At 66.4% G+C, this 15,583-nt stretch carries 17 protein-coding genes; 6 read left to right on the plus strand and 11 right to left on the minus strand.

What is annotated here, in order from left to right; all coding sequences use genetic code 11:
• The first annotated feature begins 25 nt into the window (after positions 1 to 25).
• Positions 26 to 1,450 (plus strand): metalloprotease TldD, encoded by a 1,425-nt coding sequence (tldD, locus tag JW805_16730; protein ID MBN2973654.1) that lies wholly within the window; start codon positions 26 to 28, stop codon positions 1,448 to 1,450.
• A 6-nt stretch (positions 1,451 to 1,456) separates the two neighbouring features.
• Here the strand turns inward: tldD and JW805_16735 are convergent, their stop codons facing one another.
• Both JW805_16735 and JW805_16740 read right to left on the minus strand, forming a co-directional pair.
• Complete coding sequence (locus tag JW805_16735; protein ID MBN2973655.1) at positions 1,457 to 1,747, minus strand: CcdB family protein; 291 nt, start codon at positions 1,745 to 1,747, stop codon at positions 1,457 to 1,459.
• On the minus strand, positions 1,747 to 1,992 hold the full coding sequence (locus JW805_16740) for a type II toxin-antitoxin system CcdA family antitoxin (protein MBN2973656.1): 246 nt from the start codon (positions 1,990 to 1,992) through the stop codon (positions 1,747 to 1,749). The genes JW805_16735 and JW805_16740 overlap by 1 nt, the downstream gene beginning before the upstream one ends.
• A 34-nt stretch (positions 1,993 to 2,026) precedes the next feature.
• On the opposite strand from JW805_16740, the gene JW805_16745 reads away from it, so the two are divergent.
• From JW805_16745 to JW805_16760, 4 genes are all read left to right on the plus strand, one after another.
• Entirely contained in the window at positions 2,027 to 2,584 is a 558-nt protein-coding gene (locus tag JW805_16745; GenBank protein MBN2973657.1) for a pyridoxamine 5'-phosphate oxidase family protein, read from the plus strand.
• Positions 2,584 to 2,784, plus strand: coding sequence for a DUF2007 domain-containing protein (locus tag JW805_16750; protein MBN2973658.1), 201 nt, complete (start codon positions 2,584 to 2,586; stop codon positions 2,782 to 2,784). The genes JW805_16745 and JW805_16750 overlap by 1 nt, the downstream gene beginning before the upstream one ends.
• A gap of 145 nt (positions 2,785 to 2,929) precedes the next feature.
• Complete coding sequence (locus JW805_16755; protein ID MBN2973659.1) at positions 2,930 to 3,268, plus strand: P-II family nitrogen regulator; 339 nt, start codon at positions 2,930 to 2,932, stop codon at positions 3,266 to 3,268.
• A gap of 11 nt (positions 3,269 to 3,279) precedes the next feature.
• Entirely contained in the window at positions 3,280 to 4,611 is a 1,332-nt protein-coding gene (locus tag JW805_16760; GenBank protein MBN2973660.1) for an ammonium transporter, read from the plus strand.
• 218 nt (positions 4,612 to 4,829) lie between these two features.
• Here JW805_16760 and JW805_16765 read toward each other — a convergent pair whose 3' ends face one another.
• From JW805_16765 to JW805_16800, 8 genes are all read right to left on the minus strand, one after another.
• Positions 4,830 to 6,473, minus strand: a complete 1,644-nt coding sequence (locus JW805_16765) for a GMC family oxidoreductase N-terminal domain-containing protein (protein ID MBN2973661.1) — start codon at positions 6,471 to 6,473, stop codon at positions 4,830 to 4,832.
• 63 nt (positions 6,474 to 6,536) lie between these two features.
• Positions 6,537 to 7,871, minus strand: coding sequence for a sorbosone dehydrogenase family protein (locus JW805_16770; GenBank protein ID MBN2973662.1), 1,335 nt, complete (start codon positions 7,869 to 7,871; stop codon positions 6,537 to 6,539).
• 515 nt (positions 7,872 to 8,386) lie between these two features.
• Entirely contained in the window at positions 8,387 to 10,585 is a 2,199-nt protein-coding gene (gene katG, locus JW805_16775; GenBank protein MBN2973663.1) for a catalase/peroxidase HPI, read from the minus strand.
• Between the two features lie 345 nt (positions 10,586 to 10,930).
• Positions 10,931 to 11,842 (minus strand): HlyC/CorC family transporter, encoded by a 912-nt coding sequence (locus JW805_16780; GenBank protein MBN2973664.1) that lies wholly within the window; start codon positions 11,840 to 11,842, stop codon positions 10,931 to 10,933.
• 10 nt (positions 11,843 to 11,852) lie between these two features.
• Entirely contained in the window at positions 11,853 to 12,365 is a 513-nt protein-coding gene (ybeY, locus tag JW805_16785; protein MBN2973665.1) for an rRNA maturation RNase YbeY, read from the minus strand.
• Positions 12,362 to 12,757: a type II toxin-antitoxin system VapC family toxin gene (locus JW805_16790; protein MBN2973666.1), complete on the minus strand. Its 396-nt coding sequence runs from the start codon at positions 12,755 to 12,757 to the stop codon at positions 12,362 to 12,364. The genes ybeY and JW805_16790 overlap by 4 nt, the downstream gene beginning before the upstream one ends.
• On the minus strand, positions 12,754 to 13,029 hold the full coding sequence (locus JW805_16795; GenBank protein ID MBN2973667.1) for a type II toxin-antitoxin system VapB family antitoxin: 276 nt from the start codon (positions 13,027 to 13,029) through the stop codon (positions 12,754 to 12,756). Before JW805_16795 ends, JW805_16790 begins: the two co-directional genes overlap by 4 nt.
• A 48-nt stretch (positions 13,030 to 13,077) precedes the next feature.
• Positions 13,078 to 14,079: a PhoH family protein gene (locus tag JW805_16800; GenBank protein ID MBN2973668.1), complete on the minus strand. Its 1,002-nt coding sequence runs from the start codon at positions 14,077 to 14,079 to the stop codon at positions 13,078 to 13,080.
• Between the two features lie 173 nt (positions 14,080 to 14,252).
• Here JW805_16800 and JW805_16805 point away from each other — a divergent pair, with 173 nt between their 5' ends.
• A complete protein-coding gene (locus tag JW805_16805) occupies positions 14,253 to 14,687 on the plus strand; it encodes a pyridoxamine 5'-phosphate oxidase family protein (protein MBN2973669.1) in 435 nt (144 codons plus the stop codon).
• Here JW805_16805 and JW805_16810 read toward each other — a convergent pair.
• The gene (locus JW805_16810; protein ID MBN2973670.1) at positions 14,674 to 15,579 is read right to left on the minus strand and encodes a DMT family transporter; all 906 of its coding nucleotides are present in this window, start codon (positions 15,577 to 15,579) and stop codon (positions 14,674 to 14,676) included. The genes JW805_16805 and JW805_16810 overlap by 14 nt on opposite strands.
• Between the last annotated feature and the right edge of the window lie 4 nt (positions 15,580 to 15,583).

The following is a 15,583-nucleotide window of genomic DNA, read 5'->3' on the forward strand; positions in this document are numbered from 1 at the left end:
GCGGGCGACACCCTATATTCCCTGCATGAACGCTCCCACCGACCCCCGCCAGTTTCTCTACCGTTCGGGCCTGGACCCCGATACCGCGCAAGCGTTGACCGCCGATACGCTCGCGCGCGCCGATGACGGCGAACTGTACCTGCAGTATCGCAAGTCGGAAGCGTTCGGATTCGATGACGGGCGGCTGAAAACCGCGAGCTACGACACGCACGCCGGGTTTGGTCTGCGCGCGGTTTCGGGGGAAACGACGGCTTTCGCGCACGCCAACGAACTGTCGGAAGCCGCGATCCGCCGCGCCGGCGAGACAATGGCGCTGATCGATCCTGCGGTCGGGCCCCGCCCCGGCCCGCCGCCGAAGACGAACCGACACCTCTATACCGACGCCGATCCGCTCGATCTGGTGCCGTTCGCCGACAAGGTGAACCTCTGCCAGACGATCGACGCCGCCGCGCGGGCGCGTGACCCGCGAGTAGCGCAGGTTTCGGTGTCGCTGCTCGGGTCGTGGAGCGTGGTCGAGATCGTCCGTGCCGACGGCTTTGTCGCAACCGACGTGCGGCCGCTGGTACGGCTGAACGTGACGATCGTTGTCGAGGCGAACGGGCGCCGCGAGACGGGCAGCTTCGGCACCGGCGGGCGTACGACTTACGACCGCCTGCTCGAGCCTGCGACATGGAACCGCGCGATCGACGAGGCGCTGGCGCAGGCACTGGTCAATCTCGATTCCGTCGCCGCGCCCGCGGGCGAGTTCACCGTGTTGCTCGGGCCGGGCTGGCCCGGTGTCCTGCTGCACGAAGCGATCGGGCATGGTCTGGAGGGCGATTTCAATCGCAAGGGATCGTCGGCCTTCTCCGGGCGCATCGGCGAACGGGTGGCAGCGCCCGGCGTGACGGTGGTCGACGACGGATCGATCCACGACCGCCGCGGGTCGCTCAGCATCGATGACGAAGGCACGCCGACGCAGGAAAATATCCTGATCGAGGACGGCATTCTGAAGGGCTATATCCAGGACCGCCTCAACGCGCGGCTCATGGGCGTCGCCCCGACCGGCAACGGCCGACGCGAGAGCTTCGCGCATGCGCCGATGCCGCGGATGACCAACACTTTCATGCGCGGCGGCCAGGACGATCCGGCCGAGCTTCTCAGCCGCGTCAAGACCGGCATCTTCGCCAAGTCGTTCGGCGGTGGTCAGGTCGACATCGTGTCGGGCAAGTTCGTCTTCAGCTGCACCGAGGCCTATCGCATCGAAAACGGCCGGCTCGGCGCGCCGATCAAGGGCGCGACGCTGATCGGCGACGGCCCGTCGGTCCTGACCCGCGTGCGCGGCATCGGTAACGACATGGCGCTGGACGAAGGTATCGGCATGTGCGGGAAGGGCGGGCAGAGCGTCCCGGCGGGCGTCGGGCAGCCGACGCTGCTGGTGGACGGACTGACTGTCGGCGGGACGGGGTGAGGGTCGTCAGTAACCCGAGATCTGCATGTCGAAGGCGGACTTGATCGCATATTCGTGCGGTAACAAGGACTCGATGATCGCTTCTATATCGCGAACGTCGATGGCCCCCGCGAGAGGCGTGAACATCGCATAATCGCGCCCATCGATCGTAAAGACCGGCGTCAGCCGTTGCATGACACTGGCATCGGCAGGTCGCAGGGGAACGACGAAGCGGGTCGGCAAGCTATCGAGGAGGTTGGCTTGGCAATCGATCACCAAACCGCCACCGCGGATACGGCAAACGTCAAATTGCGCCACTAGCGAACACGCAGTCCAGCCAATGGATCACCGTCGCGTCTGTACCATTCGTCAAAGGCAGCTATGGCCGCCTTATTATCTTCACGCCATCGTCGCTCGTGCTCGACCTTGACGGCGATGCGCAGCGCGTCTTCGGTCACGCGCGAGAAGTTCACCCCGACCGCCCGAGCAGCCGCCACGATGCCGGTATCGATCGACAGATTAACTGCCTTGCGCTTGCCGGACGGGATTGGGTCATGCTTCATGCGCATAAACTATACGCAAGGAAAGGTGCGATCAATGGCCGAATTCTTCCCCGCCCTGACCAACGCCCATATCGATTTCATCGCCCGCCAGCCGGTGTTCTTCGTGGCGACCGCCGCGGAAGGCGCGCGGATCAGCCTCAGTCCCAAGGGCTATGACGCGTTCCGGGTGATCGATGCGAACACCGTCGCGTATCTCGATCTCGGCGGGTCGGGGAACGAGACGCAGGCGCATCTGGCGGCGGATGGCCGGATCACGGTCATGTTCTGCGCTTTCGACAATCCGGCGCTGATCCTGCGGCTCTATGGCCACGGCGTTGCGGTGTTGCCGCAGGACGACGGCTTTTCCACGCTCGCCGAGCGTTTTCCGAAGCTGCCCGGCGTGCGGCAGGTGTTCGTAATCCGCGTCGACAGCGTCCAGACGAGTTGCGGCTGGGGGGTGCCGCGAATGACGCTCCAGGCCGAGCGTCAGACCCTGGTCAAATTCCATGCCCAGCAGGACCCCGTTGCGCGAATGGAAGTCAATCGCTCCCGCGACCGCAGCATCGATGGCCTGCCGGTGCGCGTTCAGACCTTCATCCCGCCGGCCGCGTGATGGCCCTCGTCGAACTGACCCGGGTCGACCGTAACCTGGCGACCATCATCGTCGGACGACTGGAAAGCGAAGGCATCCTCGCGCTCGCGTTCGATGGCGGCGCGAGCATCGCCGACGGAAGCTGGCTGCTGATCCCGGTGCGGGTAATGGTCGGCGAGGACGATCTCGCCGCAGCGCGTCGCTTGCTCGATCCTGCCTGATTTTCAGGCAACGCTCTTCGCATATGCACAAAAATTAACAAAGCGTAACGATGGACTTCCGATCTTAATACTCTGAATCCAAACCCTTTGCCGCTTTGGCACACCGCTTGCGAAGCTGATCCCCGGAACTGCGAAGGGGGCGCGCATGAAGCTGATCATCGCCATCATCAAACCGTTCAAGCTCGACGAGGTGCGCGAGGCGCTGACCGAAATCGGCGTGGCGGGGATGACCGTGACCGAGGTGAAGGGGTTCGGCCGCCAGAAGGGCCAGACCGAAATCTACCGCGGTGCGGAATACAGCACCAACATGGTGCCTAAGATCAAGATCGAGGTCGTCTGCGCCTCCGACGTCGCGCCGGGCGCGATCGAGGCGATCCAGGCCGCGGCCAACACCGGCGCGATCGGCGACGGCAAGATCTTCGTGCTCGACGTGGGCCAGGCGGTGCGCATCCGCACCGGCGAAACCGACCAGACCGCGCTGTGAGGGGGGACGCGATGAAGACCATGTTCAAGACCGCCGCGGCGCTGGGCGCCACTGCATTGCTGGCGAGCCCCGCGCTCGCCGCTGCCCCGGTCGCCGCTACGGTGGACAAGGGTGACACCGCCTGGATGATGACGTCGACCGTTCTCGTCCTGATGATGATCCTGCCGGGCCTGGCGCTGTTCTATGGCGGCCTTGCCCGCACCAAGAACATGCTGTCGGTGATGACCCAGATCGGCGCCGTCGCGTGCCTCGCGATGCTGCTCTGGGTCATGTATGGCTATTCGCTGGCGTTCGGTCCCAACCTCGACGGGTCGGCGGGCAAATTCCTGTCGGGCTTCGGCAAGGCGTTCCTCGCCGGCATCACGCCCGCGTCGCAGGCGGCGACCTTCACCAAGGGGGTCGAGATCCCCGAATATGTGTTCGTCTGCTTCCAGATGACCTTCGCCGCGATCACCATCGCGCTGGTACTGGGGTCGGTGATCGAGCGCATCAAGTTCAGCGCGGTGATGCTGTTCGCCGCCGTCTGGCTGACGATCGTCTATTTCCCCGTCGCCCACATGGTCTGGGCGGCCGGCGGCCTGTTCTTCGACATGGGCGCGCTGGACTTCGCCGGCGGCACCGTTGTGCACATCAACGCGGGCGTCTCTGCGCTGGTGGCCGCTCTGCTGCTGGGCAAGCGCATCGGCTTCCCGCAGGAGCGGATGGCTCCGCATTCGCTGACGCTGACGATGGTCGGCACGGGCCTGCTGTGGGTCGGCTGGTTCGGCTTCAACGCGGGCTCCGCGCTCGAAGCCAACGGGTCGGCAGCGCTGGCGATGATCAACACGCTCGTCGCAACCGCCAGCGCCGGCCTGTTCTGGATGCTCGCGGAGCGCCTGCACGGTCACAAGGGTTCGGCGCTCGGTTTCTGCTCGGGCATCATCGCCGGCCTGGTCGCCGTCACGCCGGCCGCGGGCAATTCGGGTCCGTTCGGCGCGATCGTGCTCGGCGCCGTCGCCTCGATCATCTGCTTCTATGCGGTCACCGTTGTGAAGCCCAAGCTCGGCTATGACGACAGCTTGGATGCGTTCGGCATCCACGGCGTCGGCGGCATCGTCGGCGCGATCGGCACCGCGGTCGTCTACGCCCCCTCGCTCGGCGGGCCGGGGGCTGCGGATTACGAGATCGGCGCCAAGCTGGTCGTCCAGCTGCTCGCGGTCGGCACGACGATCGTCTGGGCTGCGGTCGGCACTGCCATCGCCTTCTTCGCCGCCAAGGCCGTGACCGGCGGTCGCGTCACCGCGGACGTCGAGCGCGAAGGCCTCGACCTCGGCGAGCATGGCGAGCGCGCCTACAACTATTAATCCAGGTTCCTCCTGCGGACGACTGGGCCGGTGGCTGCGAAGCTACCGGCCCTTTTTTTGGCTCACTGATAGCCGCGGTCCTCTTCGCGCTCGTGCGCGGCTTCTTCCTGCACGGCTTCCATCTCGCTCTCGTCCTGTTCCGGCCGGGGCTTTTCCGTCTTCTCGGGGTCGTTGATCATCGCATCGTCTCCTTCAACGAAGGGACAACGCCGGTCCGGTCAGCGAAGGTCCGTGGCGATGAAATCGGCGCAGCGTTCACCGATCATGATCGTCGGGGCGTTGGTATTGCCGCCGATCAGTCGAGGCATGACCGACGCATCGGCGATCCACAATCGTTCGATACCGCGCACCGCCAGCCGCGGTGAGCAGACGGCGGCAGCGTCCGACCCCATCCGGGCGGTACCGACCGGATGATAGACCGTGTCGGCGCGCGCCCGGATCAATCGCTCGAGTGCAAGATCATCGGCGAGGTCGATCGCGTTGCGGTCGCGGCCGTTCAGCGCCCGCAGCGCCGGCGCCGTCAGGATACGATACATCGCGCGGACGCCGCGCATCAGCGTGGCGACGTCGGCGGGTGCGGTCAGGAACGCCGGATCGATCAGAGGCGCGCTCCGGGCGTCGCCATCTGCCAGTCGCACCGTGCCACGACTTTCGGGCCGCAACACGCAGACGTGGCAGCTGTAGCCATGCCCGTTCAGCTTGGCGCGGCCGTGATCCTCGACCATCGAGATGACGAAATGATATTGCACGTCGGGCGCTGCCAGGCCGGGCAGGGTCGCGACGAAGCCCCCGGCCTCCGCAAAGGGCGTGGTCATCGGCCCCGTGCGATTGCCGAACCACCGCGCCATGCCGGCCAGCGCCGCGACCGACCCTCTCGCCGATCGGCCGAGGAGGCCCGGGGCATCGCACTCGAAGGTCGCGACATAATCGATATGGTCCTGCAGATCGGCCCCGACCCCCGCCCGATCGATCCGCACCGCGATACCGTGGTCGACCAGGTGCCGCGCCGGCCCGATCCCCGACAGCATCAGCAGCTGCGGGGTCGCGAAGGCCCCGCCCGCCAGCACCACGCCGCCGCGGGCGCGGATGATGTGGCGCTGGCCGCCCCGAAGACAGGCGACGCCCCAGGCGCGACCATCCTCGAACAGCACCCGCTCGACCAACGTGCCGGTCAGGACGTGCAGGTTCGGACGCGGCGAGAGGTAGGCGCGGGCGCTGGTCCAGCGTTCGCCGGCCTTCTGGGTCACCTGATACAGACCGACGCCATCCTGGGTGGCACCGTTGAAGTCGGGATTGACCGGGATCTGCAGACTCGCGGCAGCGTCGATGAAGGCGCGCGAGGCGGGATGGACGTGCTGCTGATCGCTGACCCACAGCGGCCCGTCGCCGCCATGCCAGGCGTCGGCGCCGCGCGTGTTCGCTTCCGCCCGCCGAAACCACGGCAGCACATCGTCATACGCCCAGCCGTGGCAGCCGAGGGTCGCCCAGCCGTCGTAGTCAGACGGGTGCCCGCGGACGTAGAGCATCGCGTTGATCGCACTCGACCCGCCGAGCCCGCGCCCGCGGGGCTGGTAGCCGCGGCGACCGTTCAGTCCGCGCTGCGGCACCGTCTGATAGCCCCAGTTGGTCGCCGGGGTCTGGAACGGGATCGCGCCGGGCATCTTGGTGCGCCAGCCGGTGTTACGGCCGCCGGGGTCGATCACCACGACGGTCCGCCCCGGGCTTTCGGCCAGACGCCCCGCGACCGCGGCACCGCCCGATCCGCCCCCGACGACGACGATGTCCGCTTCCTCGATCACGCCGGCCGGTGTGCCCGATGCCGGCGTGCGCGAAAAGCGGTTAGGGTCGTGCGCCTGTCCCATAGCCGCACCGCCCGATGGATCGCCTGCACCGACCCACGGCTCGCGGCGGCGATCCGCGATCAGTTAACGCTGGTTACCAGCCGCTCGCACCCGCCAGATGACGTTGCCCACGTCGTCCGCCACCAGCAGCGCGCCGCTCGCATCGGTGATGACCCCCACCGGGCGGCCACGCGCGCGGCCTTCGCTGTCGAGAAAGCCGGTCAGCACATCGACCGGCTTGGCTTGGCGGTCGGGGAAGGCGTTGGCGCCGAACGGCACGTAGAGCACCTTGTACCCGGCCTTGGGCTCGCGGTTCCACGATCCGTGCTGGCCGACGAAGGCGCCGTTGGCAAAGCGGGGTCCCAGCTTCGCATCGCCGGCGAAGGCGAGGCCGAGCGAGGCGGTATGCGCCCCCAGCGCGTAATCGCCACGCTTCGAATATTCCTGCAACGCCGGGTTGGCCGGCTCGACCCGCGTGTCGGGATAACCGCCCCAATAATACCAGGGCCAGCCGAAGTTATCCCCCAGGTCGACCGCCGCCATATAGTCGGGCGGCACGTCGGAGCCGAGCATGTCGCGTTCGTTCACGACCGTCCACAGCCGCTGCGACCGCGGTTCGATGGCCAAGCCGACAGGGTTGCGCAGCCCGGCGGCGTAGAGGCGCTTGTACTTCGTGTCCGGGAACACTTGCAGGATGCCGGCGCGGTTCCTTTCCACGTCCATCCCGTTTTCGCCGATGTTCGACGCAGAGCCGACCGAAACGTACAACGTCTTGCCATCGGGCGCCGCGACCAAGCCACGGGTCCAGTGATTGCCGCCGCCCGGATAGGTGGTGACGACTTCCGGCTTGGCGCTGATCGTCGTCGCGCCCGGCGTGTAGCGCACCCGGACCAGCGCGTCGGTGTTGGCGACGTACAGCCAGTCGCCGACCAGGGCCATGCCGAACGGCGAATTCAGCCCGGTCATGAAGGCCGTCTTCGTCTCCGCGACGCCATCGCCGTTCGCGTCGCGCAGCAGCGAGATCCGGTTGGCTGACGGGGTATCGGCACCGGCGCGGCCCATCAGCAGCTTCATCGCCCAGCCGGTGATCCCGCCGCCCTCCCGCGGGGGCGAGTTCGTCTCGGCAACCAGTACATCGCCGTTCGGCAGGCGGTACATCCAGCGCGGATGGTCGAGCCCTTGCGCAAACGCCGCGACCTGCAGGCCCGCGCCCGGCGTCGGCTTGCCGCCGTTCCAACCGACGACTTCGGCGATGCCGATCGTCGGGAACCATTGTTTGCGCGGATCGGTGATGTTGGGCCGCACCCCCATCACCGCCTCGACCGGCAGCCGCGCGACGTCGGGCCGCGTCAGATAATAGGCCGCGCCGCCTGCGATGACGAGGAAGATGCCGAGCACGATCAGGATGTGTTTGCGCATGGAGACAAGGGTACGCGGCGAAGCGCGACGGTGCAATCGTCCCTGCCGAACGCGCGGCGATCGGGCAAAAGTTGCGATACCGCGGTCTATTCGTCAGCCTTCGTCACTTTTGGCACTTTTGACACTTTTGACGTGGGCGGACCGCACGGTGCCTGGTCGCGCGTGGGCAAACTTACGAGGTCAAGGAGCGACGGCGGAAGGCCGATCGGGACCGAAGCAAATGAATTCCAACATTGCAATGGCGACGACGGGTGTTGCTGGGAGGGTGAGCAACAGTCTCAAGCCCCTCCCCTCCAGGAGTGGCAGGTCAGTCAGGCCCCCGGTCTGACCTAAGCGATTCGGGGCATCGCTTCCCTGCAACTGGGTTGGGGTGGGGCAGTTCCTCAAGCGAATCGCCAGTGGAGAGGCCCCACCACTAACCCCTCCCCTGAAGGGGAGGGGGGTAAAGACAGCAAAACGGCCGCGGGGGAGGGAGGAGCCCCCGCGGCCGTCCTGCACTCAACCTCGCCGAAGGGTTAGGCGGCGAGATCGAACCGGTCTGCGTTCATGACCTTGGTCCAGGCCTTGACGAAGTCCTTCACGAACTTCTCCTCATGGCCGGTTTCGGCATAGACCTCGGCGATGGCGCGCAGTTCGCTGTTCGAACCGAACACCAGGTCGGCCCGCGTGGCACGCCACTTTTCATGGCCTTCCGCACGATCGGTCGCGACATATTCCTCGGCGTTGCTGCCTTCCGATTCCTTCCAGACATTGGTCATGTCGAGCAGGTTGACGAAGAAGTCGGTGGTCAGCTGGCCCGGACGCTTGGTGAAGTGGCCATGGCCACGCTCGCCCCAATTCGCACCGAGAACGCGCAGGCCGCCGACCAGTACGGTCATTTCCGGCACCGACAGGCCGAGCAGCGATGCACGGTCGAGCATCATTTCCTCGGTCAGCACGCGCAGCTTCTTGGGGAGATAGTTGCGGAACGCATCGGCCTGCGGCTCGAGCGGCGCGAAGCTGTCGATGTCGGTCTGTTCCTGCGTCGCGTCGCCGCGACCGCCGGTGAACGGGACCGGTACCGAGAAGCCCGCGTCCGCAATCGCCTTTTCGAGGCCGACGACACCGCCGAGCACGATGGCGTCCGCCATCGACAGGTTGCCGCGCAGCCCCTCGAGCGTGTCGAGGACCTTCGCCAGCATCTCCGGCTCGTTGGCCTCCCAGTTGCGCTGCGGCTCGAGCCGGATGCGCGCACCGTTCGCACCACCGCGATAGTCGGACTTGCGGTAGGTCGAGGCCGAGGCCCAGGCGGTCTTGATCAGCTGGCTGACGGTCAGGCCGCTGTCACGGATCTTGGCCTTCACCGCTTCGACATCGGCGTCCGACGGCATCGTCCCGGCAGGAACCGGGTCCTGCCAGATCAGGTCTTCGGCCGGGACTTCGGGGCCGAGGTAGCGGACCTTCGGGCCCATGTCGCGGTGGGTCAGCTTGAACCAGGCGCGGGCGAACGCGTCCTTGAACGCTTCGTGGTCGTTGCGGAACCTCTCGCTGATCGCGCGGAATTCCGGATCGACCTTCAGCGCCATGTCGGCGGTCGTCATCATCGTCGGGACCTTCTTGTTCGGATCCCAGGCGGCGGGCGCCATATCCTCTTCGCGCTGGTTGATCGGCTGCCACTGCTGGGCACCCGCCGGCGAGCGGACGAGCTCGTACTCGTAATCGAGCAGCAGGCGGAAGTAGTTCTCGCTCCACTCGGTGGGGGTGTTCACCCACGACCCCTCGATGCCGCTGGTCACGGTGTGCTCGCCGATACCGCCGCTCTCGTGGCTCGACACCCAGCCGAAGCCCATCGCCGCGAGGTCGCCACCCGCCGGCGCCGCGCCGAGCAGCGAGGCGTCGCCATTGCCGTGCGCCTTGCCGAAGGTGTGGCCGCCCGCGGTCAGCGCGACGGTTTCCTCATGGTTCATCGCCATGCGCTCGAAGGTCGCCTTCATGTCGCGCGCGGACTGCAGCGGATCGGGGTTGCCGCCCGGACCTTCCGGATTGACGTAGATGAGGCCCATCTGGATCGCGGCGAGCGGTCCGTCGAGTTCGTGATAGCCTTCGTCGGGACGGATGCGGGTCTCGACGCCCTCGTTGACCCACTTGTCTTCCTCGCCCCAGTAGATGTCCTTCTCGGGTTCATAGACGTCGGCACGACCGCCGCCGAAGCCGAACACCGGGCCGCCCATCGATTCGATCGCGACGTTGCCGGTCAGGATGAACAGATCGGCCCAGCTGATGTGCTTGCCGTATTTCTGCTTGATCGGCCACAGCAGGCGGCGGGCCTTGTCGAGGTTGCCGTTGTCCGGCCACGAATCGAGGGGAGCGAAACGCTGCTGCCCGCTGTTCGCGCCACCGCGGCCGTCGCCGGTGCGATAGGTGCCGGCGGCGTGCCACGCCATGCGGATGAAGAACGGGCCATAGTGACCATAGTCGGCCGGCCACCAGGGCTGGCTGTCGGTCATCAGCGCGTGCAGGTCGCGCTTCAGGGCGTCGTAATCGAGCTGCTTGAACGCTTCGGCATAGTCGAAATCATCGCCCATCGGGTTGACCGGGCCGTTCGGCGACAGGATGTCGACGGCCAGCGCCTGCGGCCACCAGTCGCGGTTGGTGCGGCCGAGCAGGCTGCGCACGCTATGGTCGAAGGGGCAGCCGCCGCCGTTCTTGTCGATCGAACCCGTCTTGGCATCCATTGCTCGTCTCCTCTTCGCGTCAGTTCGCACGACGCTAGCATTTCGTCGAACAGGCTCCAGTCGCGGTGCGACAGGCCCGTGATCGAACGCGCCGGATCGCTGAACCGGCGGCTCGACCATCTCGATCCTTGTTCAGCTACACGAGGATGACTGATCGACAAAATGCGAAATTGCGAAGGCTTTGATCGGGTGAGGCGATGAGGGATTCCGTCTGGTCCTCCTCTGCAAGGGAGGTGGCGCGCGTCAGCGCGACGGAGGGGGTGTCCCGCTATCCGGAGGGGGGGGCGACACCCCTCCGTCATGCTTTGGATGCCACCTCGCCTTGCCGGGGAGGAATTTGAGACCCTAAGCCTCGACGCCTTCAGGCACCGGCTTGGGCGGATGCAGCCGCAGTTTCGACACGCGCTTGGCGTCCGATTCGACGACCTCGATCTGCCAGCCGCTGTCGTGCGTCAGCGTCTCGCCCGCTTCGGGCACATGCCCAGCCAGCACGACCGCGAGGCCACCGATCGTATCGACGTCTTCCTCGACTTCGCCCAGCCGCGGGTCGATCGCCTCGGCAATGTCCTCCAGCTCGGCGCGCGCATCCGCCTGCCAGGCGCCGCCGCCCAGCGGAACGATCAGCGCCTCGGGCGCCTCGTCATGCTCGTCCTCGATCTCGCCAACGATCTCCTCGATCAGATCCTCGATCGTGATCAGGCCTTCGGTGCCCGAATATTCGTCGAGGACGATCGCGAGATGCGTCCGGCTGGCGCGCATCTGCGCGAGCAGGTCGATCGCGCCCATCGATTGCGGCACATAGAGCGGCTGGCGGATCAGGCTCTCGATCGTCGCGGGCCTTTCCGCGCCGGTGGCCAGGATGGGGAAGACGTCCTTGATGTGGACCATGCCGACGATCGTATCGAGCCGCTGGCGATAGACCGGCAGACGGCTGTGCCCCGCATCGGCGAACAGCGCGACGAGCGCGTCGAAGCTGGTGCCCTCCTCCACCGCGATGATGTCGGCGCGCGGCACGCCCATGTCGCCGGCGTCGCGCTCACCGAAATGCAGCAGGTTCTTGAGCATCTGGCGCTCGATCGGTGCCAGGTCGCCGGCGATCGGCCGGGCCTTTTCGTCGTCGTGACGCTCGAGCACGTCCTCGATCTGGTCGCGCAGCGTTTCGGCGGATTCGTCGCCGAAGATCAGGGTCCTCAGACCCGTCCAGATGCTGCCGTTTTCGGAGTCGCCGTTACCGGCGCGACTTCGGTCCTCTGCCATTGGAAATGCGTCAATCCTCGCGGATCAGATAGGGATCGGCGATGCCGAGACCGGAGAGCACGTCGCGCTCCAGCCCCTCCATCACCTCGGCTTCCGCATCGGTGCCGTGGTCGTGGCCTAGCAGATGCAGGGTGCCGTGGACAATCAAATGGGTGGCGTGATCGTCGACCGACACCCCCTTTTCCGCCGCCTCGGCCGCGCAAACGCCGTGGGCGAGGACGATGTCGCCGAGCAACACTTCGCCGTCGTCCGAGCCTTGGGTGACCGTATCGAGCAGGTCGGGCTGGACCATCGGGAAGGAGAGCACGTTGGTCGGCTTGTCCTTTTCGCGATATTGGCGGTTGAGCGTGTGAACCTCGTCGTCGCTGGTCAGCCGGACGGCGATCTCGATCTGCACCGGATGCGCCAGCCAGTCGCGCTGCGGTGTCGCCCGAATCGCGGCGGTGGCGGCGCGGGTGGCGAGCGCCTCCCAATCGGTCGCATCGGGCCAGGGGTCTTCGCGGAGGACGGCGATATCGATCATGCGAGGTCCGTTTTCGAGAAATCATCGCCCTTGTAGAGCAACGTCGCACCGTTGGTCTTGGCGCAGGCGTAGGCGAAGCAATCGCCCATGTTCAGATTGGCAGGGTGCCGGCCCTTGCCGTACCGCTCGTATGCGTCGATCGCGATCCGCATCTCATCCGTCCCAATGGAAACCGTCCGAACGTTGGCAGCGGTCACGAGATCCTGAATCCGTCTGGAAGCCAATCCCATGTCTTCAGATCGGCGCTTCGCGACCGCGACCGTCGCTTCCCAACCCGCGACCGGCGACATCACCGGGTCCTCGAAAGAGGCCAAGCGCGCGGCTTGACCGAGCGCGTCCTCTTCATCGTTGAGAATTGCGACAATCACTGATGCGTCGACGAATACCGTCATCGCTTGGACGCATCTTCGACGTCTTCCTCACCCGAGAGCCAGTCGAAGAATGCCTTGTCCGCAGTGAAGCCGTCCGATGGCGGCAGTGGATTCCGCTGGTGATACGCCTTCACCCAAGCAACTAGGTCAGGTTTATGCGTTTCCGGCGCAAACGTCGCCTTCTTCTCGCGCAATGCGGTTCGCACCGCTTCTGTCTTGGTCGTGCCCATCCGACGCGCGACTTCCGCCGCCAGCGCTGCCGTCTCCTCGTCCTTGATGTACAGCGATGCCATTACCCGCACTCCGTCAGGAGCGGGATATACTGCGGGATATCCCCGGCTTCAACCGTCCTGCCCCTCATAGGCTTCGACGATCCGGCCGACGATCGGGTGGCGGACGACGTCGGCGGCCGAGAAGCGGGTGACGGCGATGCCCTCGACGCCCTCCAGTCGTGCGACAGCGTCGGCCAGACCGGAGCCGGCGACACCGCCGGGCAGGTCGACCTGCTTCGGGTCGCCGCACACCACCATGCGGCTGCCTTCGCCGAAGCGGGTCAGGAACATCTTCATCTGCGCAGGCGTGGTGTTCTGTGCCTCGTCGAGGATGATGAAGGCATCCGCCAGCGTGCGGCCGCGCATGAAGGCGATCGGGGCGATCTCGATCTCGCCGCTGGCGATGCGCCGCTCGACCTGTTCGGCGGGCAGGCAATCGTGGAGCGCGTCGTACAGCGGGCGGAGATAGGGATCGACCTTCTCCTTCATGTCGCCCGGCAGGAAGCCCAGCTTCTCCCCCGCCTCCACCGCGGGACGCGACAGGATCAGGCGCTGGATGCTGCCGGTGATGAGCTGCGATACGGCCTGGGCCACCGCAAGATAGGTCTTGCCGGTGCCCGCGGGGCCAAGCGCGAAGATGATGTCGTGGCCGACCAGATCGCGCATATAATGCGTCTGGGCGATCGTCCGCGGCACGATCGTCTTCTTGCGCGTCCGGATCATGATCGGCGGGATGCCGTGGCCACGCTCGGTCGAAATGATGCCGTCGAGCACCGGCTGCGCGGCGAGCGCGATCACGGCGTCGACCATGCCGGGGTCGATGTCCTGGCCCTGGAGGATACGGGTGTGGAGGCCGTTCAGCACGTCGCGCGCCAGCGCCACCTGCTCCGCCGTTCCCTCCACCTGCACGCGGTTGCCGCGCGCGGTGATGTAGACCCCCAGCCGATTCTCCAGCGCGACCAGATTGGTGTCGAACTCCCCGAACAGCTGCGGCAGCAGCTCCGGACGGTCGAAGACCACTTCGGTACGGCTGCGCTCGCCGGACTGGGCGGGAACGGGCTTTCGGCTCATCGGGCTCCTTGGGGTCGCGTCACGGGTCTGGGAAGTGTGGCAGAGGCCGCCTGAAAGACAACGGCATTTGTGTGACGCCGCCGATTTGGGGAGTGCGTGGCGGCGGCGCAACAGGCGCGGTGGAACCGCAGGGCGACGTCGTCCGCTTGGGGCTGCGAAAAGGAGAGCCCTCTATGCCCAAATATCTGACCGACCTCGCCGAAATCATGCGCGATATCGACTTCACGATGCTGTCGACCAAGACCGCCGACGGCGGCATTGCCGCCCGCCCGATGAGCAACAACCGCGACGTGGATTACGACGGCGACAGCTTCTTCTTCGCGCTCGACAGCACGCATACGGTGAAGGAAATCCAGGCCGATCCGAACGTCGGACTGACGCTCCACGGTAACAAGGGGCTGCTCGGCAAGCCGCCGGTCTTCATCGCCGCAGAGGGCAAGGCCGAGATCATCCGCGACAAGGCCGCGTTCGAGGCGCACTGGGTGAAGGATCTCGAGCGCTGGTTCGAACAGGGCACCGACACGCCCGGCCTGGTGCTGATCAAGGTCCACGCCGACCGCATCCATTATTGGGACGGCGAGGATCAGGGCGAGATCACATTCGCCTGACCGCCCGCGCGCCGAGCAGACCGATCGCCAGCCCGACCAGGATCAGCGCCATGCCGATGGCGTGATAGCCGTGGAGCGTTTCGCCCAGCAGCGCCGCTGCCAGGAGCGCGCCGAATAGCGGCATCAGGTTGATCGTCTGCCCGGCGCGCCCCGCCCCCAGTGCCGCGACGCCGGCGCCGAACAACAGGTAGGAGAGCAGCGAGGGGAAGACGGCGACGTAGCCGACCACGGCGATCGTGGTCGGGGTCCAGTGCAGCCGTGCGCCGCCCGCCAGCTCGGCGACCGACAAGGGGAGCAAGGCGACGAGCCCCGCCATGAAGGTCGCCGCCAGGAATGCGAGCGGATGCGCATCGGGCTTGGTACGCAACAGGCTGGTGTACAGCGCCCAGACCACCACCGAGACGAGAATGATCGCATCGCCGCGGCCGAGCACGAAGCCGACCAACAGTGCTGGATCACCGCGGAATACGATCACCGCGACGCCGACCGTCGAGACGGCGACGCCTGCGACGGCGCTCCACCCCGGGCGGATGCCGAAGATCAGTCGGTCGCAGACCAGGACGAGGGTCGGGATCAGCGCCTGGAGCAACAGCCCGTTGCTCGCCGTCGTGTAATGCAGCCCGAAATAATAGAGCGCGTTGAATGCAGCGACGCCCAGGAGCCCGATCACGACCACCCGTGGCCAGGCGGCGATCAGCACCGCACGGTCGCGCACCAGATGTCCCCAGGCGAAGGGGAGCAGTAGCGCGAGTGCGCCCACCCAGCGCATCAGGCTGAGCGTCGCTGGCGGGATATCGTCACGGACCAGCCGTCCGGCTATCGCATTGCCCGCCCAGAACAGCATCGCCGCCGCCAGCATGGCGTACGGCCGCAGGGTGCGGCGGTCGGTCACGCGC

The sequence above is a fragment of the Roseomonas aeriglobus genome, from assembly GCA_016937575.1.
GTDB classification, from domain to species: Bacteria; Pseudomonadota; Alphaproteobacteria; order Sphingomonadales; family Sphingomonadaceae; genus Sphingomonas; species Sphingomonas aerigloba.